This window comes from Telluria sp. ZB4P37, from assembly GCF_059685855.1.
The window spans coordinates 489,682-508,123 of the sequence record NZ_JCASID010000001.1; the positions used below are offsets into that span (position 1 = coordinate 489,682).

At 67.3% G+C, this 18,442-nt stretch carries 15 protein-coding genes; 12 read left to right on the forward strand and 3 right to left on the reverse strand.

Features of this window, described 5'->3' with window-relative positions; genetic code table 11:
• Window positions 1-60 precede the first annotated feature (60 nt).
• The 4 genes from recC (at window position 61) to AC56K1_RS02485 (ending at window position 10,379) form a co-directional block, all read left to right on the forward strand.
• On the forward strand, window positions 61-3,447 hold the full coding sequence (gene recC, locus AC56K1_RS02470) for an exodeoxyribonuclease V subunit gamma (protein ID WP_497156248.1): 3,387 nt from the start codon (window positions 61-63) through the stop codon (window positions 3,445-3,447).
• Window positions 3,444-7,103: an exodeoxyribonuclease V subunit beta gene (gene recB / locus AC56K1_RS02475; RefSeq protein ID WP_497156249.1), complete on the forward strand. Its 3,660-nt coding sequence runs from the start codon at window positions 3,444-3,446 to the stop codon at window positions 7,101-7,103. The genes recC and recB overlap by 4 nt, the downstream gene beginning before the upstream one ends.
• Window positions 7,090-9,045, forward strand: coding sequence for an exodeoxyribonuclease V subunit alpha (recD, locus tag AC56K1_RS02480; RefSeq protein WP_497156250.1), 1,956 nt, complete (start codon window positions 7,090-7,092; stop codon window positions 9,043-9,045). Before recB ends, recD begins: the two co-directional genes overlap by 14 nt.
• A gap of 236 nt (window positions 9,046-9,281) precedes the next feature.
• Complete coding sequence (locus AC56K1_RS02485) at window positions 9,282-10,379, forward strand: RDD family protein (protein WP_497156251.1); 1,098 nt, start codon at window positions 9,282-9,284, stop codon at window positions 10,377-10,379.
• A 70-nt stretch (window positions 10,380-10,449) separates the two neighbouring features.
• Here the strand turns inward: AC56K1_RS02485 and AC56K1_RS02490 are convergent, their stop codons facing one another.
• Together AC56K1_RS02490 and AC56K1_RS02495 are read right to left on the reverse strand one after the other, a co-directional pair.
• Window positions 10,450-11,400: a serine hydrolase gene (locus AC56K1_RS02490; protein WP_497156252.1), complete on the reverse strand. Its 951-nt coding sequence runs from the start codon at window positions 11,398-11,400 to the stop codon at window positions 10,450-10,452.
• Between the two features lie 319 nt (window positions 11,401-11,719).
• Entirely contained in the window at window positions 11,720-12,730 is a 1,011-nt protein-coding gene (locus AC56K1_RS02495; protein WP_497156253.1) for a sulfate ABC transporter substrate-binding protein, read from the reverse strand.
• 241 nt (window positions 12,731-12,971) lie between these two features.
• Here AC56K1_RS02495 and AC56K1_RS02500 point away from each other — a divergent pair, with 241 nt between their 5' ends.
• The 8 genes from AC56K1_RS02500 (at window position 12,972) to AC56K1_RS02535 (ending at window position 17,813) form a co-directional block, all read left to right on the forward strand.
• Window positions 12,972-13,502 (forward strand): GNAT family N-acetyltransferase, encoded by a 531-nt coding sequence (locus AC56K1_RS02500; RefSeq protein ID WP_497156254.1) that lies wholly within the window; start codon window positions 12,972-12,974, stop codon window positions 13,500-13,502.
• A gap of 92 nt (window positions 13,503-13,594) precedes the next feature.
• Window positions 13,595-14,227 carry a YcbK family protein gene (locus AC56K1_RS02505; RefSeq protein WP_497156255.1) on the forward strand — a complete coding sequence of 211 codons (633 nt, stop codon included), beginning with the start codon at window positions 13,595-13,597 and terminating at the stop codon, window positions 14,225-14,227.
• 111 nt (window positions 14,228-14,338) lie between these two features.
• A complete protein-coding gene (locus tag AC56K1_RS02510; RefSeq protein ID WP_497156256.1) occupies window positions 14,339-14,629 on the forward strand; it encodes a DUF378 domain-containing protein in 291 nt (96 codons plus the stop codon).
• 3 nt (window positions 14,630-14,632) lie between these two features.
• Complete coding sequence (locus tag AC56K1_RS02515) at window positions 14,633-15,094, forward strand: metallophosphoesterase family protein (protein WP_497156257.1); 462 nt, start codon at window positions 14,633-14,635, stop codon at window positions 15,092-15,094.
• 189 nt (window positions 15,095-15,283) lie between these two features.
• Entirely contained in the window at window positions 15,284-15,682 is a 399-nt protein-coding gene (locus tag AC56K1_RS02520; protein ID WP_497156258.1) for a DUF1622 domain-containing protein, read from the forward strand.
• 132 nt (window positions 15,683-15,814) lie between these two features.
• Window positions 15,815-16,225 (forward strand): hypothetical protein, encoded by a 411-nt coding sequence (locus AC56K1_RS02525; RefSeq protein WP_497156259.1) that lies wholly within the window; start codon window positions 15,815-15,817, stop codon window positions 16,223-16,225.
• Between the two features lie 156 nt (window positions 16,226-16,381).
• Window positions 16,382-17,125, forward strand: a complete 744-nt coding sequence (locus AC56K1_RS02530; RefSeq protein ID WP_497156630.1) for a transporter substrate-binding domain-containing protein — start codon at window positions 16,382-16,384, stop codon at window positions 17,123-17,125.
• Between the two features lie 25 nt (window positions 17,126-17,150).
• Window positions 17,151-17,813, forward strand: a complete 663-nt coding sequence (locus AC56K1_RS02535; RefSeq protein ID WP_497156260.1) for an amino acid ABC transporter permease — start codon at window positions 17,151-17,153, stop codon at window positions 17,811-17,813.
• 98 nt (window positions 17,814-17,911) lie between these two features.
• Here AC56K1_RS02535 and AC56K1_RS02540 read toward each other — a convergent pair whose 3' ends face one another.
• On the reverse strand, window positions 17,912-18,382 hold the full coding sequence (locus AC56K1_RS02540; RefSeq protein WP_497156261.1) for a hypothetical protein: 471 nt from the start codon (window positions 18,380-18,382) through the stop codon (window positions 17,912-17,914).
• Window positions 18,383-18,442 lie beyond the last annotated feature (60 nt).

Sequence of the window (18,442 nt, forward strand, 5' to 3'; positions counted from 1 at the left end):
GCCCTTCCGCCCGGACCCCAAACGGGGTATCCTTGCCACCTGAGCAGCCCAACCATACCGATGTCCTCCGCGATCACCCCCGGCTTGTTAATTTTGCACGGCAACCAGATGGAGTTGCTGCGCAGCGCCATGTTCGACTGGCTGCGCCGCCACCCGTTGGGGCCGCTCGAGCAGGAGACCATCCTGGTGCAGTCGAACGGGGTGGCCGAGTGGCTGAAAATCGCCATGGCGGAAAGCATGGGCGTGTGCGCCGCCACCCGCGTGGCGCTGCCGGCGCGCTTCCTGTGGGAAGCCTACCGTGGCATGCTGGGACGCGAGCGCGTGCCCACCCGCGCACCCTTCGACAAGGACCCGCTCACCTGGCGCCTGATGCGCCTGCTTCCCGGCCTGATGAATGAGCCGAGCTATGCGCCGCTGGCGCAATTTTTGGGCGATGGCTGCCCCGAGCGGCGCCTGCAGCTGGCCGAGCGCCTGGCCGACCTCTACGACGGCTACCAGGTCTACCGCGCCGACTGGCTCGAGGATTGGGAAGCCGGGCGCGACGTGCTGCGCCGCGCGGTCGGCGATCCCGTGCCGCTGGACCCCGACCAGAAATGGCAGGCTTGTCTGTGGCGCGAGATCCACGCCAGCCTGCCGCTGGAACAGCGCGTCACCGGCCGCGCCGCCATCCATGCGCAATTCCTGGCCGCGAGCGAATCCGGCCGCATGCCGGTGTCGAAGCTGCCGCGCCGCGTGATCCTGTTCGGCATGTCGACCCTGCCTTACCAGACCCTGCAGGCGATTGCCGCGCTGTCGCGCCACACGCAAGTGCTGTTCGCGGTGCCGAACCCTTGCCGCTTCTACTGGGGCGACATCATCGAAGGGCGCGAGCTGCTCAAGGCCGCGCGTCGGCGCCAGCAGCCACGCGCGGGCATCGACCTGGCCGAAGTGCCGGTCGAGGAACTGCACGCCCACACCCACCCGCTGCTGGCGAGCTGGGGTCGCCAGGGGCGCGATTTCGTGCGCATGCTCGACGAATTCGACAACGGCGAAGGGGCGCGCTACGAGAACATGCGTGTCGATTTGTTCGACGACGGCGAGGGCCACACCCTGCTGGCCCAGGTGCAGGTTGCGGTGCGCGACCTGCTGCCGCTGTCGGAGCATCCGCACGTGCCGCCTTTCGATGACCAGTCGATCGAATTCCATATCACCCACAGCGTCCAGCGCGAAGTCGAGGTGCTGCACGACCAGCTGCTGTCCTGGTTCGCGCGGGATCCCACGCTGCGCCCGCGCGACGTGGTGGTGATGATGCCCGACATCGACACCTTCTCGGCCGCGATCCACGCCGTGTTCGACCAGCACCGGCGCCTCGACCCGCGCCACATCCCGTTCGAGATCGGGGACGTGCGCGACCGCAGCGTCAATCCGCTGCTGGTGGCCCTGGAGTGGCTGCTGCGCCTGCCGCAGCAGCGCTGCCGCCAGAGCGAGGTGCGCGACCTGCTCGACGTGCCGGCGGTGGCCGCGCGCTTCGGGCTCGATACCGGCGACCTGCCGATGTTGGGGCGCTGGATCGAAGGATCGGGTGTGCGCTGGGGCCTGGACCGCGAGCACCGCGCGGGGTTGGGCCTCGGCTCGGCCGGCGAGCAGAACGCCTGGATCTTCGGTGTACGGCGCATGCTGCTCGGTTACGCCAGCGGCGCGGGCGCGAGCTTCGGCGATATCGAGCCCTATGCCGAGGTGGGCGGGCTGGACGCGGCGCTGGCCGGCTCGCTGGCCCAGTTCATCGAGACCCTGCTGACCTGGCGCGCGGCCCTGGTGCAGGCGCGCACGCCGAACGAATGGGGCGAGGCCGCGCGCGCTCTTCTGGCCGCTTTTTTCCACGCCGGGATCGAAGCCGACCGCCTGACTCTCGCCCAGCTGAACGACGCCCTGCAATGCTGGCTCGAGACCTGTGACAGCGCCGCGTTCGACGAGCCGGTGCCGCTGGCCGTGATGCGCGAAGCCTGGTTGGCCGAGCTCGACCAGCCGACCCTGAACCACCAGTTCGTCTCGGGCGGCGTGACCTTCTGCACCCTGATGCCGATGCGCGCAGTGCCTTTCCGCGTGGTCTGCCTGCTGGGCATGAACGACGGCGACTTCCCGCGCCGCGCCCACCAGGCCGATTTCGACCTCTTGGCCTTGCCCGGCATGGCGCGCCCGGGCGACCGATCGCGCCGCGACGACGACCGCTACCTGATGCTGGAAGCCCTGCTGTCGGCGCGCGACAAGCTCTACGTGAGCTGGGTCGGCCGCAACGTGCGCGACAACAGCGAGCAGCCGGCCTCGGTACTGGTGGCCCAGCTGCGCGACTACCTCGTGGGCGGCTGGGACCTCGATTTGTCCGAGCGCACGGTCGAGCATGCACTGCAGCCTTTCAGCCGCCGTTATTTCGAGCGCGGCGGCCTGCTCACCTATGCCGGCGAATGGCGCTCGGCCCACGGCCGGGACGACGACGCGGCCGCGCTGGCCGAGGCGCTGCCGCCCTACGAGCTCGAACCCGGCTTCGTGCTGAAACTGGGCGAACTGGCCGCCTTTTTGCGCCAGCCGGCGCGCTATTTCTTCCGCCGCCGCCTCGGGGTGGTATTCGGCGAAGCTGCGGTAGTGGGCGAAGACGAAGAACCGTTCGCGCTCGACGCACTGGAGCGTTATTTCATCGAAGACCACCTGCTGGACGACAGCGGCCCGGCCGAGGCGCCGCACGAAGTGCGCGCTGCCCTGAACACGCGCGCCGAACGCCTCGCGCGCGAAGGCGTGCTGCCGATCGGCCTGATGGGCCGCCAATGGCAGCAGGAGCTGGTCGACGGCCTGGTGCCGGTGCGCACGGCCTGGCTGGCGCTGGGCGCGCGCTTCCCGCAGCTGGCGCCCAAGCGCGCGGTCAGCCTGGCGCTCGATAACGGCCTGGTGCTGGACGACTGGATCGACCGCCTGCGCACCGATGGCGAAACCACCGCCTGGCTGATGCAGGTGTCCTCGAAAGTGCTGGACCGGGAAGGGCGCCCGCGCGGCGACAAGCTGATCGGCCCCTGGCTGCGCCAGCTGGCCGCCGCCGCCGCCGGCGCGCCGACCGCCGGCCACCTGGTGGCGCGCGACGCAGTGTTGACGATGGCGCCGCTCGATCCGGTCGAAGCTGCCGCCACGCTGCACGACCTGGCCGCGCTTTGGCGCACCAATCTCGACCGCCCGCTAGGCGTGGCCTGCAAGACCGCGCTGGCGCTGCTGCAGGAGGGCGACGCCCGCGTCACCTACGACGGCAGCTACGAGATGTCGGGCGAGGTCGATGAACTCTGCCTGGCGCGCCTGTGGCCCGATTTCGCCACCCTGATCGCCGCCGGCGACTGGCCCCACGTCGCGCGCGACCTGTATGGCCCGCTGGCCGACTGGATCGATGCCGGTGTCAAGGTAGCGCCCTTGAATGGAGGCGCAGAATGACTCAGCTCCTCAAGGCCCTGGATTTTCCGCTGCACGGCTCGCGCCTGATCGAGGCCTCGGCCGGCACCGGCAAGACCTGGACCATCGCCGCGCTCTACCTGCGCCTGGTGCTGGGCCACGGCGACAAGGATGGAAAAAGCGCCTTCGCGCGGCCGCTGCTGCCGAGCGAAATCCTGGTGATGACTTTTACGCGCGCGGCCACCCGCGAGCTGGCCAACCGCGTGCGCGAGCGCCTGGTGGAAGCGGCCGCCTATTTCCGCGGCCAGCTCGACAAGGACGATCCCTACCTGCGCGACCTGGCCGACGCCTACCCGGGCGAGGCCGAGCGCAATGTCGCCGCCCACCGCCTGGTGCTGGCGGCCGAGACGATGGACGAGGCAGCGATCTTCACCATCGACGCCTGGTGCCAGCGCATGTTGCGCGAGCATGCTTTCGACTCCGGCAGCCTGTTCGACGAAGAGCTGGTCACCGACGAGCGCGCGCTGTTCGAGGACGCGGCCCACGACTACTGGCGCCAGCACGTCTATCCGCTGAACGCGAACCTCCTGGGCTCGGTGCTGGGATGCTGGAAGGACGTCGATGCGCTGAAAAGCAGCGTGCGCGAGCTGGTCGGCCGCACCCATTTGCTGGGTAGCTGCCCGCAGGAGCCGCTCGGCAGCCTGGTGGCGCGCATCGAGCGCGCGCTTCGCGCCGAACTCGTGCAGCTCAAGCAAGGCTGGGCCGCGCGCGCCGACGAGATGGAAAGCTGGATCGCGGGCCATCGCGAGCGCCAGCCCAAGTGCTTCAACGGCAACAAGATGCGCGCCGATTCGCTGGTCAAGTGGTTCGAGGCGCTGCGCGCCTGGGCCAATGATCCTGCGATGGTGCTGCCGGCCCTGAACGAAACGGGCTGGCGCCGCCTCTGCCCGGACGGCATCGTCGATGCGTTCAGCAAGGACTTCGTGGCCGAGGTGCCGGAATGCTTCGGCTTCACGGCGCCGCTCAAGGACGCGGTGGAAGCGCTCGATCCGCTGTCGCATGCCTTGCTGCGCCACGCCGCCAGCCATATCGGCGCGCGCATGCGCGAATTGAAGGCGCGCAACCGCCAGTTCGGCTTTGCCGACATGCTCGAGCGCCTGAAGGCCGCGCTTGAAGGGCCGAACGGCGAAGCGCTGCGCATGCGCATCGTGCTGCAGTTCCCGGTGGCGATGGTCGACGAATTCCAGGACACCTCGCCGGACCAGTACCGCATCTTCGACCTGCTGTACCGGGTGGCGGCGAACGACCCGCAGCAAGGCCTGTTCCTGATCGGCGACCCGAAGCAGTCGATCTATGGCTTCCGCGGCGCCGACATCCACAGTTATCTTGCAGCGCGGCGCGCAACCGAAGGGCGGCATTACCAGCTCGGCACCAACTACCGTTCCACGAGCGCGCTGGTGGAAGCGGTGAACCAGCTGTTCCGCCACGCCGAAGGGGAGAACGGGCAGGGCGGCTATCCCGGCGGCGCCTTCCGCTTCCGCCGCGGCGAGGACAATCCGCTGCCCTTCGAAGCTGTAGCCGCCCAGGGCCACCGCGAGCGCCTGGTCGGGGCCGACGGTCCCGCGCATCCAATGTCGCTGTGCTGCGCGGGCCAGATGAACCAGGAGGAATACCGCGAGTTCTTCGCCCACCACTGCGCCGAGCATATCGTCGGCCTGCTGGGCGATGAGCGCGTCGGCTTTCTTGACGGCACGCGCTTCCGCCGCCTGATGCCGGCCGACGTCGCCATCCTGGTGCGCGACCGGCGCGAAGCAGCCGCCGTACGCCGGGCGCTGGTGCAGCGCAAGGTGGCCAGCGTCTACTTGTCCGACAAGGACTCGGTGGTCGAGAGCGAGGAAGCGGCTGACGTGCTGCGCTGGCTGTATGCGGTGGCGAACCCGCTCGACGGCCTGCTTGCGCGCGCGGCCTTTGCCACCCGCACCGCCGGCCTGGCGCTGGGCGAGCTGGCGCGCTTCTCAAACGACGAAATGGCCTGGGAAGAAAGGGTCGAGCAGCTGAAAGCCTTGCACGGCACCTGGCAGCGCCAGGGCGTGCTGGCCATGCTGCGCCGTTTCGTCCACGAACTGGGGCTGCCGGCGCGCCTGCTGCGCGAGGCCGGGGGCGAGCGCCGCCTGACCAACCTGCTGCACCTGGCCGAACTGCTGCAGGAAGCCAGCACCCAGCTCGAGGGCGAACAAGCCCTGATCCGTTGGCTGGCCGAGCAGCTCGAGGGCGTGGGCGAGGGTGGCGACGAACGCGTGCTGCGCCTGGAAAGCGATGCCGAGCTGGTAAAGGTGGTCACGGTCCACAAGTCCAAGGGCCTCGAATACCCGCTGGTCTACCTGCCGTTTGCCGTCAGCGCGCGCCGCACCGACCGCCGCAACCGTGCTTTCTTCGAATTCGTAGGCGAGGATGGCGCGCGCCGGCTCGACCTGTCGATGGGCGACGAGGCGCTCGAAGCGGTCGACCGCGCGCGCCTGGAAGAAGACCTGCGCCTGCTGTACGTGGCCCTGACGCGCGCCCGCCATTTCCTGTGGCTGGGCGCGGCGCCGATCAGCGGCCGCAGCAAGAGCGAAAACCGGCTGCACGAATCGGCGCTGGGCTATCTGCTCGGGGGCGGCGAAAAAATCGACAGCGTGCTGCTGCGCGAGCGGATCGAGCGCCTGCGTGGCGGTATCGCAGGCATCGAGCTGCACGACCTGACCGAACCGCAGGGCCGCACGCCGCTCGTGCGCGAAGACGTGCGCCCCGACCTCCTGGCCGCGCCGCGCTACGAGGCGCGTTTCGAGCGCGACTGGTCGATCGGCTCGTTTACCTCGCTGGTGCGCCACGCCGTGGCCGCGCCCGTGCCCACGCCGATGCGCGCGCAGGAAGAAACCCTGCGCGAGGAAGATCCCCAGGTCCCGACCCCGCCGCGCATCGAGGACGCGCCCTGGCACCGCTTCCCGCGCGGCTCGGTGCCGGGCAATTTCATGCACGAGCAGCTGGAGTGGATGGCGCAGGAAGGCTTCGAACAGGTCGATGACCCGGAGTTCATGCAGCGCCTGGCCCAGCGCATCGAGCGCGCGGGCTGGGGCCATCGCCTGGATGACGCGCTGGCCTGGCTGCATGCTGTGGTCAGCACGCCGCTGCCGCCGGTCGGCGCGGCCCTGTGCGAGCTGGTCGAACCAGTGCCGGAGCTCGAATTCTGGTTCCCGAGCGAGCGTCTGGACGTCGCCCGGCTTGATTCTCTCTGCCGCGCGCGCATCATGAAAGGCGTCGACCGCCCGATCCTGCCGGATCGCACCCTGCACGGGATGCTCAAGGGCTTCGCCGACCTCGTATTCGAGCACGAGGGGCGCTTCTGGGTGCTGGACTACAAGACCAATGCGCTGGGGCCGGGCGACGCGGCCTATACCCAGGCCGCGATGGAGCTCGGCATGGCGGGCCACCGCTACGATATCCAGGCCACCATCTACATGCTGGCGCTGCACCGCCTGCTGCGCAGCCGACTGGGCGAGGCCTACGAGCCGCGCCGGCAACTGGGCGGCGCGGTCTTCCTGTTCCTGCGCGGGATCGCCAACCCCGAGACCCACGGCTGCTGCGTGCTGGCGCCGGACCTGGAACTGCTCGATGGACTGGAAGCCTTGCTGGACAAGGGACATCATGGCGAAGCTTGAAGCCGATATCGACGCGCTCTGGAGCGCGCTGGCGCAGCTGGGCGAGGCGGGCGAACTGCGCCGCCTGTCCTGCGCTTTCGCGCGCTTCGTCGCCTCGCTGGGTGCGGCCCCTCCGGCGCTGGTACTGGCCTCGAGCGTGCTGTCCGAGCTCGAAGGCCACGGCCACAGCTGCCTGCTGCTGTCCGACCTGGCGGCCGGCCCGGCCGAGCTGCTGGGCTGGAGCGACGGGCAGTGGAAAGACCTGGCGCGCCACGCCGGCCCGCTGCCAAAGACGGCGCAGACCTGGGCGCAGATATTGGCCGGATGCGAGCAGGTATGGGAAATCGGCGCCTTCGACTACGACCAGCCGCTGGTGCTCGATGGCGAGCGGCTCTACTTGCGCCGCTACTGGCGCGACGAGATGCTGGTGGCCGGTGCCGTGCGCGAACGCGCCCTGGCCAGCCGCGAAGTGGATGAAGCATCCGTGCGCGGCTGGCTCGACCTGCTGTTCGCCTCCCAGCGCACAGCCGAAGGCGACGGGCCGGACTGGCAAAAGCTGGCCTGTGCCATCGCGCTGCGCGGCTCGGTCGCCATCATCACCGGCGGTCCCGGCACCGGCAAGACCTATACCGTGGCGCGCCTGCTGGCGCTGTTGTTCGCCACCGCACCCGAAGCGGCCAGCCAGCGCATTGCGCTCGCCGCGCCGACCGGCAAGGCGGCCGCGCGCCTGAAGCAGTCGATCGACAAGGCCCTGAACGAGCTGGCGGAAAAGGTCGGCTCCACCTTGCCGCTGCGCGAGCTGACCCTGCGCATGGGCGCGGCGCGCACCCTCCACAGCCTGCTGGGCGCACGTCCCGACACCCGCGCTTTTGCCCACCACCGCGGCAATCCGCTCGACGTCGACGTGCTGATCGTCGACGAAGCCTCGATGGTCCACCTCGAGATGATGGCATCGCTTCTGGATGCGCTGCCGCCCACCGCGACATTGATCTTGCTGGGCGACAAGGACCAGCTGGCCTCGGTGGAGGCGGGCGCCGTGCTGGGCGACCTCTGCCATAACGCCCACGCCGGCGGCTACACCCGGGCCACCCTCGATTACGTGCGGGCGGCCAGCGGCGAAGCGCTGCCCGAAGACTTTTTCGGCGACGGCGGCGCCCTGGCCCAGCAGACCGTGATGCTGCGCCACAGCCGCCGCTTCGGCGGCCCGATCGGCCAGCTGGCGCTGGCCGTGAACGCGGGCGACGCATCGAGGGCCGAGGCCGTGCTGCGCGCAGGCGAACCTGGCGTGCGCTGGATCGAGAACGCCCAGCAGCAGCACGTCCTGCAACTGGCGCAGTCCGGCTATGGGTCCTATCTGGACGTGTTGAATACGGCTGCCGCGGGCTCATTGAACACGCATCATGAAGAATGGGTGCGCCAGATCCTGCAGCGCTTCGAATCCTTCCGCATCCTGTGCGCGGTGCGCGACGGCGAATGGGGCGTCTCGGGTCTGAACGAATCGATCGCCGGGCGCCTGGCCCAGGCCGGTTTGCTGCGGCCGAGCGGCGAATGGTATGTCGGTCGTCCAGTGATGGTGACCCGCAACGACTACGGTACCGGCGTGTACAACGGCGACATCGGCCTGACCCTGCCTGATCCGGCCCGCCCGGGCGCCTTGCGCGTCTACTTCCTCGAAGGCGAGAAGGTGCGCAGCGTGCTGGCGACCCGCCTGCGCAATGTCGAAACGGCGTTTGCGATGACGGTGCACAAATCCCAGGGTTCGGAATTCCGCCACACCGTGCTGGTGCTGCCGCGCGAGCGTGGCGCCATCCTGACGCGCGAGCTGGTGTACACCGGCATCACCCGCGCCAGCGAGCAGTTCACCCTGGTCTCGCCTCCCGGCACCGTGCTGGCCGAAGCGGTTGCCCTGCGCACCCACCGCACCAGCGGCCTGCGCGGCATGATCGCGCACCTGCCGCGCTAGCCCGGGCCTCGGCGCGGCGCCGTACACTGCGCTGCACCATTGATTAAACCCAAGCCCGGCGCGCTTCTGCGCCGGCTCCCCCGAACTCAGCCATAGCCATGCGGTCCTAACACCACTGGAAGCAGGACCGGCGACGCGACGCGGTGTGGCCGATCCTGCGATCGGCGACGCTTCCGGCGCGGAGTTGGCGCCTTAGTCCAGGCCACCCCGCGGCACACGTCGATCAGGGATCATGCATGCAGCCAATCGATCAGCAGACCGAACTGTGGTTTACCTACGGCCCCCGCCAAACTTATCCGGCGGCGTGCCGTGTCGACACCATCGACGACCCGCGCGACGATCCGCTCGCCGGCGCCTGGCCGCGCTGGTTCGCGCGCACCCTCGACGTCTGGTGGGAAACCGGGCTGGTCGCCCTGGTGGTCGGCATCGTCCTGTGCCGCACTTCGCCCCTGTTCCTGCGCTGGCTGGAGACCCCGTTCGGCTGGAAAGCCTTTGGCCTGGCGTGCATCCCGGCCGGGCTGCTGCTGGACGCGGCGGTGCAGGCGCTGGCAGGAAATACCCCGGGCAAGGCCATGCTCGGCCTGCGGGTGGTGCAGGCCGACGGGCGCCGATTGAGCTTCGGCGAACAGCTGGGACGCAACCTGTGCGTGTGGACCACGGGCCTGGGCTTTTGCCTTCCCCTGGTCGGGCTGGTGGCGATGGCACGCCAGGGCCTGCGGCTGCGCAGGGGGGAGCCTGCCAGCTATGACGGCCGCCATTACCTGGTGCGCGCCCGGCCGGTCGGGTGGGCGCGGAAGGTGGTATTCGGCTTGCTGTTCGTCGCTTTGTTCCTTGCCGTGGTGGTGCTCGACGCGGTCGACCGCCAGGACAGCCGCGAGATGGCGACCATTTTGGCGGCGCCGCGCTATGGCTGGATCAACCAGGAGACCGGGCGCATCGTGAACATCGCCCCGCAATGGCGCCACGAAGCCCATATCGACGACGACGGCATGGTGCAGTACCAGTTCACGCACCACAGCGGCCGTGCGGTGCTGCTGCTCGCGTCCGAGCAGAACGGCGACGCGGCGCTGCGCAGCTATGTGCGCGGGCTGCGCGACAGGCTCAACGACCGTCATGTGCTGTCGGACGGGTATATCGAGGACTTCCGCGGCAAGCCATCCTGGGCCAGCGCAGGCGAAGCCAGGGACGGCGCCGTGCCGGTGCAGCTGCGCGTGGTCCAGGTCAAGGGCAAGGCCTGGCGCCTGATGGTGATGCAATCGCCGCCGGCCGCCTACACCGACGACCTGGTGCAGGAACTGACTGAGGAGCTCTGGTATACCGTGGCGGGGCCCTGAGCGCCCAGCCTGGCGGCGCCAACGGGAAAGGGGCCTTGCGGCCCCTTTTTTTGTCCTGCACCTGCGTTGATTACTTGCGGCGTTTCGGCACGACCTTGACTTTGCTGCGCACGACGCGCTTCTTGACGATCTTGATCTTTCCGGCACCTGCGGTGGCCTTGATGCGCGGTCCGCCGGCGGTCGCCTTGATGCGCACGCGGCTCGAGCTGGCCTTGATGCGCGGCGCGCGGTTCGACGCCTTTGCCACCATCACGCGGCCGACCGGCTCGCCGGTAATGAAACGGCGCACGTTGAGCGCATCGAGGATGCGGGCCGACGAGGCGCCCGCATTGAGCAGCACCATGGTCGCGTTCTTGCCGTTGGTCTTGATGTTCATGATCAGGCAGCGGCCGGCTTCCTGGATATAGCCGGTCTTGGACAGGCCGATGTCCCAGCCCTTGGCGCCGACCAGGCGGTTGGTGTTGCGGTACTCGACTTCGCGGCCGTTGATATTGATCAGGTCCTTCGACTGGGTAGACATGTTGGTGATCTCGGGATAGCGGGCCGAGGCGGTCGCCATCTTGATCAGGTCGCCGGCGGTCGAGCGGTTGCGCGGCGACAGACCGGTCGGCTCTTCGATCACGGTCGAGCTCATGCCCAGGCGTGCGATCTTGTTGCGCACGGCGACTTTGAAGGCAGGGGAGCCGCCCGGAAAGGTACGGGCCAGTGCGGCGGCAGCGCGGTTGTCCGAGGACATCAGGGCCAGCTGCATCACGTCGCGACGCGAGATCAGCGAGCCGACCGGCACGCGTGAGCTGCTGTGCTTGACCATGTCGACGTCGCTGCGGTCGATTTCGATCAGCTCGTCCATGTCGAGGCGTGCGTCGAGCACGACCATGGCGGTCATCAGCTTGGTGAGCGAGGCGATCGGCATGACGGCGCCGGCATTCTTCTCCAGCAGAATCCTGCCGGTGTCATCTTCCACCACGAGTACCGACTGGGAGCCGAAGGGCACGGCGAAAGCCGCAACCGAAAACGACATCAATACGGTAGCAAACAATTTTTTAAGCATTGTCGGGTCTGGGTTAGGTATGCGTTGAGCGGGAGGCGCGGCGAATTTGCAGATATGCATACGCGCGCAGTCAACTTTCTAGCTGTAGGGCAACTACAGGAAGATTGGACGATAGCATCAAGCATTAGTGCATGTCTATGGCGCGCAAGCAAAATTGGGCTTGCAAACCGGAATATTCGCCTGGAACAACAAATCGCTTGGCAGACCGTTCACAAGAATTGCCATCCAGACCGAAACTCCCTGGCCAGAAATACAAAGCCCTGCGCTGGGCAGGGCTTGTGCTGGATGCTTATTTTGACTGGTAGATCTTGTCAAATTCGCCACCGTCGTCGAAGTGGCGTTTCTGGGCATTGCGCCATCCGCCGAACAATTCATCCACCGTGAACAGGGCGATCGGCTTGTAGTTGGCGGCATGCTTCTTCATGACGGCATCGGAACGCACGCGCAGGAAGTGCTTGGCGCCGAGTTCCTGGCCTTGGGCCGAGTACAGGAAGTTCAGGTAGGCAGTGGCTTCCTTGCGCTGGTTGCGGCGGTCGACCACCTTGTCGACCACGGCCACCGGCGACTCGGCCAGGATCGAGACGGTCGGGTAGACGACTTCGAAGTTGTCGCCGAATTCGGAGCGCACCATGCTCACTTCGTTCTCGAAGGTCACCAGCACGTCGCCGATCTGGCGCTGGGTGAAGGTGGTGGTGGCGGCACGCCCGCCGGCATCGAGGATCGGCACGTTCTTGAAGATGCGGCCGACCAGGTCGCGCGCCTGGGCATCGTTGCCGCCTTTTTTCAGCGCCGAGCCCCATGCCGCCAGGTAGGTATAGCGGCCATTGCCCGCAGTCTTCGGGTTCGGGATGATGACCTGCACACCCGGGCGGGCCAGGTCTTCCCAGTTGCGGATGTTCTTCGGATTGCCCTTGCGCACCAGGTAAATCATGGTCGAGTAGTACGGCGCGGCATTGTTCGGGAATTTCTTGGCCCAGTCTTTTGCCACCAGGCCGCGGTCGGCCAGCATGTCGATGTCATTGGCCTGGTTCATGGTGACCACCGACGCTTCCAGGCCGTCGGCCACGGCGCGCGCCTGCTTGCTCGAGCCGCCGTGGGACTGCTTGATGGTGACGGTTGCGCCGGTCTGCTTCTTGTACACGGCAATGAAGGCCGGGTTGATGTCCTTGTACAGCTCGCGCGCGACGTCGTAGGAGACGTTCAGCAGCTCGGTTTCGGCGGCGACCGCCGACAGCGGCAGCGCGGCGGCACCCAGCGACAGGGCAAGGATCAGGCGACGCAGCGGGGAGGTAAGGGGCATGTGGTTCTCGCTTGTGGACTTGTGGTGACAGGAGTGCATGATGCGGCCCTTCGCCCGGATATGGAACAACAGATTTGTCATATGCTTAGTACCCGTGCGCGGGGCAGGGCGGCGGTATGCATGCCGCCAGCATGATTGTAAACTTTCGGTGTATAGTCGAGCCCTGCCGAGCGCCGCGGCGCGGCTTGTATCGCGTTGCTTGTTTTTCCATGTACCTATAGTGATGTGATGTTAGATGTCCATGCGTATTGACATTCGCCAGGCGGTACCGGAAGACGCGACCGCCGCCTGCTCGCTGCTGCGCCGTTCCATCGAAATCGGCTGCAAGGCCGACCACCAGGACCAGCCGGCCGTGCTGCAGGCCTGGCTCGGCAACAAGACCGTCGGCAATGTCGCCACCTGGTTTGCCACCCCCACCAATCACGCCCTGGTCGCCGAAAGCGGCGGCGCACTGGTCGGCCTGTGCCTGCTGACCCAGGCCGGCAAGCTGGCCCTGTGCTATGTCGCGCCGGAAGCGCTGCGCTCCGGTGTCGGCCGTGCGCTGCTGGCGGCGGCCGAAGCCCAGGCGCGCGCCTGGAGCATCACGAAACTCCACCTGCACAGTCCGGCCGGCGCCAGCGCTTTCTTCGAGCGCAACGGTTATGTGAATGCCGGCAAGGACAGGTCCTGCTTCGGACTGGAGTGCGACTTGCTGTGGAAACAGCTCGACGCGGACTGCGAGGCCGGCGCCGGCGCGGCAGCCAGCAAGCGTTTTTGCAACTGCAGCGGCTAGTTGCAGGCCTGCGCGCAACACTCCCCCTGTACAGTCCTTCTGTCCCCGCGACGCTTACGTTATAGTACGCGTCTTCAACAGATGAGTACGTTATGGCTTCACGTAGAGATTTCCTCCAGCACGGTGCCCGCCTGTATGCCCTCGGCGCCGTCGGCATCCTCGGCGCCCCACTGACCGCGGCGGCCCGCAACACCGACCTCCAGCCACCTCCCGACCTGTTCGACGCCCAGCTGCTCGACCTCGATTTCTGGGTCAAGCCGCGCACGCTGTCGCTGGTACGGCCGCAAAGCGGCGAGCGCACCAAGGTGCTGTACTGGAAGGACGGCGAAGTCATCGATTCGGCCTACCAGGAACTGTGCCACATCCTGCGCGACGTGAACGGCCGCGAGTCGGCGCCGATCGATCCCAAGCTGTTCGAAATGCTGTGGGGTACCCAGGCCTTCATCGCACGCTACGGCATGCAGCAGCCGCTCGAGATCCTGTCGGGCTACCGCACCGAAGCGTCGAACAAGCGCCTGATCGAAGAAGGCATCCCGGCCGCGCGCAAATCCCTGCACATGCTGGGCAAGGCGGCCGACATCCGCATCGCCAGCCTGAACGAGGAAGTGCTCGGCGGCCTGATCCGCAGCTTCCGCCAGGGCGGGGTCGGCTATTACTACCGATCCGGCCCGAGAGGTGGCTGGATCCACGCCGATACGGGCCTGAACCGCACCTGGAAGGGCTGACCCGCGTTTGCCTCGATGGGGGCGAAGCCATCGAACTTGGGCTAATATAAATTGTCTGGTCAGTGCAGGACCTACCGGTTTCGGTGCACTTTTTCCCCCAAGGAGGCAGTGATGGCAACGATGAATACCCCCACGATGGACCGCAGGACGATGGGCGAACGGCGTACGTCGGAGCGCGCCCATCAACGTTCCGCGATGTCGGCGCTCGACTACCTGGCCATGGCCTTGCTCATCATCGGCGGCCTGAACTGGGCCATGGTCGGCCTGTTCGACGTCGACATGGTCGCCACCCTGTTCGGCCCGGGCAGCCCGGCGACCCGCTTCGTCTACGTCGTGGTCGGCCTGGCGGCGCTCTACTCGATCTACACCACTGCCAAGATGGCAGGCAGCGGGCGCAGCTAGAGGATGCGGATCGGCCTGATCTCCGATACCCACGACTTGCTGCGCCCGGAAGCACTCGACTTCCTGCGGGGCAGCAACCACATCATCCACGCCGGCGACATCACCGGCCCGGAGATCCTCGCCCCCCTGGAAACGATCGCGCCCCTGACCGTCGTACGCGGCAATAACGACCGGGGCCCCTGGGCCAGGACGATACCCGAGACCGCCGTGCTGCGCATCGGGCCGGTCGCGATCTACGTCATCCACGACCTCAAGGAACTGCCGCTCGACCCGGCTGCCGAGGGCATGCGCGTGGTGGTGTCGGGACATTCGCACAAGCCTTCGCAGGGCGAGCGCGGCGGCGTGCTGTATGTGAATCCGGGGAGTGCAGGGCGGCGGCGGTTTACGCTGCCGGTGTCGGTGGGGGAGTTGCTGGTCGATGGCGACCGGGTGACGGCGCGGCTGGTCACGCTCGATATCGCCTGACTGGCCTGGGCGGCAATATCGACCCGCTTGACGCGCCGCTTGCTCGTAGGGTGGGCAAGTTTGCCCACGTGTTTAACCAGCCTGGCCAGGCCGGCGGAAGACCTGCGCCGGCCATTGCCGGCTTCGGCTACAGTAGGGTTTCGCGAACCGATGCAGCAGCCGTCGGCGCACATCCCGGGGAGGCAAACCTTGTTCGGCCAAGTAGAACGGCAGGTCCAGTCTTATGTCGAATGGTTGCGCCTGTTCGTCGAGGCGCTGGGCGCGCTGGTGATTGCCGCCGGGGTGCTGGTGGTCGTCCTCGGACTGCTGCGCCACGCGCTGGCGCGCCGCGGCGACAGCTTCAGTCCGATCCGCCTGGCTTTTGCCCGTTACCTGACCCTGGCGCTGGAGCTCCAGCTGGCTGCCGACATCCTCTCGACCTCGGTGGCGCCGACCTGGGACCGGATCGGCAAGCTCGCCGCCATCGCCGTTATCCGTACCGCCCTGAACTACTTCCTCAACAAGGAAATCCAGATGGAGCGCGGGGCCGAGCCGGCGGCGGGACAGCCCGCGGGCCCGGGAAAGGCCGGGGCGGAACCGGCCGCCTAGCGCGTCCCTTCCTAGGACGGGTGCGTGCGGTCGACCGCTTGCACGTGGGCGGGAAGGATACATGCCGGAAAGGCTTCCTGCCACGGAAAAATCCCGTAAGATACGGCTCGAACCGCATTTAATCCCTGCCGCATGACTCTGCCACCCGATACCCCGCCGCCACGCTTCCGTCCCCGCCCCTGGATCCACCTCGAAACGCCGCAGGACGTCGAACTCTGGATCGACGAACACAACAGCGCCTTGCAGGAGCTGGTCCAGCCCCAGGAGACCGGCGTGGGCATCTGCTTCACGCTGGCCGTGGGTGGCAACGTCTTCATGCAGACCACCGGCGACGCCATCGTGCTCGACGTCGACCAGGAGGCCGAATGGATCGGGCCCGTGATCCAGGCCGCCACCGGCGCCGAGCCGCCGCGCGGCCGGGTCTGGATCCTGCCGGACGACCGGCTGGTGCAGCTGATCCTCGGCCTGTCGACGCTGGTGCTGAGCACCACCCTGGTGGTGGGCCATCCCTTCGGCGCCCGCGGCCGCAGGCTGGGCTACTGAGCACACTGCCCAAGCGCCGGCGCTTCCCGCCCGCGCGGGTTTCGGTTATAACGTCAGCTCGACTACGGACGGAGTAAAAACTTGATGGGACAGCATTCGAACACCGTGGCGCGCCGCGCCGTCCTCGGCCTGGTTCTGGCCGCCTCCTTGTCCGCCATGTCGGCCCTGGTTCCCGCCCACGCCGCCGACCTGCTCGCCGAGGCGAAGGCGCGCGGCACGCTGCGCATCGCGATGGAAGGCACTTACCCGCCGTTCAACTTCAAGGATCCGAAGACCGGCCAGCTGGCCGGCTACGACGTCGACGTGGCGCGGCTGGTGGCCGGCAAGCTGGGCTTGCGGCCGGAATTCGTCAGCACCGAATGGGCCGCCATTCTCGCGGGCCTGGCCGCCGGCAAGTACGACGTGATCGTCAGCCAGGTCGGGATCACGCCCAGGCGCGAGCAGGCCTTCGATTTCTCGCGTCCCTACACCTATTCGAGCCCGCAGCTCATCGTGCGCAAGAACGAGCGCGGCAGTTACGCCAGCCTGGCCGACCTCAAAGGCAAGAAGCTCGGCGTGGGGCAGGGCAGCGTGTTCGAGCAGCAGGCCAAACTGGTGCCCGGCATCGAGGTCAAGAGCTATCCGGCGGCGCCGGAAAACCTGCAGGACCTGGCCTTCGGGCGCATCGATGCGGCGCTCAACGACAGCCTGATGGTGGCGTATTTGTTGAAGAATTCGCAGCTGCCGATCAAGGCCGGCGCGCGCGTGGGCGCGGTCGAGCGCATGGGCATCCCTTTCCGCAAGGGCAATCCGCAGTTCAAGGCGGCGCTCGACAAGATCCTGCTCGACGCCGCGAACGACGGCTCGCTCAAGGCCTTGTCGCTCAAGTGGTTCGGCACCGACGCCAGCCGCCCGCAGTGATCGCAGCCACGGTAAATGGTCCGGCATGGACCTGATCGCGCTGCTGGTTGACGCCGCGCCGGTCATGCTGACCGGTGCCGGCTACACCTTGCTGTTCGCGGTCGCCTCGATGATCGGCGGGCTGGCGCTCGGCTTTCCCGTGGCGCTGATGCGCATCTCGCCGTTGGCGCTGCTGCGCTTGCCGGCCAGCCTGTACGTGAGCGTCATGCGCGGCACGCCGCTGCTGGTGCAGATCTTCGTCATCTATTACGGCTTGCCCGGCATCGGCATCGAATTCACGCCGGTGACGGCGGGCGTGCTGGCGCTCTCGCTCAATGCCGGCGCCTATCTGTCCGAAAGCCTGCGCGGGGCGATCCGCGCCGTCAGCGAAGGGCAGTGGCGCGCCAGTTTCAGCCTGGGCCTGGGTTACTGGCAGACCCTGCACCACATCATCATGCCGCAGGCCCTGCGCATTGCCGTGCCGTCGATGAGCAATACCTTGATCAGCCTGATCAAGGATACCTCGCTGGTGTCGGTGATTACCATGACCGAATTGATGCTGGCGACCAAGGAGGTGATTGCGACCACCTTCCAGCCACTGCCGCTGTACATCGCGGCGGCCTGCATCTACTGGTGCCTGAGCCTGTTCTTCGAAGCGATCCAGCGCCGCGCGGAGCGGCGCCTGAACCGCGCTCACGCGGTCCGCTGATTGTTGTGACCCTGATGTAGAAGCGCACCGGGCGGGCGATGAGCCTGCGTCGGTGCGCGTTGTTGCTTCATTGTGAAGCGGCGCCGTGGCGCCCCGGTTTAACGGTTGCCGCGTTGCTTGTCGGCGCTATTGTCCTGGCTCCAGGCCTGGGAGGCATCCTTTGCGGATTCACCCTGGCGCGAGCCGAGGTCGTCCAGTGCCGGCGTGCCGCCGGAAGCGTGCTGGCCGCCTGACTGCTGGCTGCCCTGTTGCTGCTTGCCGGACTGCTGGCTACCTTGCTGCTGTTGGCCAGATTGCTGACTGCCTTGCTGCTGCTGGCCGGACTGCTCACTGTCTTGCTGCTTCTTGCTGGACTGCTGACTACCTTGCTGCTGCTTGCCGGACTGCTGGCTGGCTTGCTGTTGGCCAGATTGCTGGCTGTCTTGCTGCTTTCCTGACTGCATGTTGCCCGACTGTTGTCCCGACTGCATACTGCCCGACTGCTGCTGACCCGCCTGGTTCATGCCCAGGTCGTCGATGTCGTTGTCGTGACGCGGACCTTTCACTCCATGTCCCTTGTTTTCACCCATGCTGAACTCCTTGCTTGCGTGGTCGAGAACTTCATCATAAACCTCTCGCCAACGGCGACA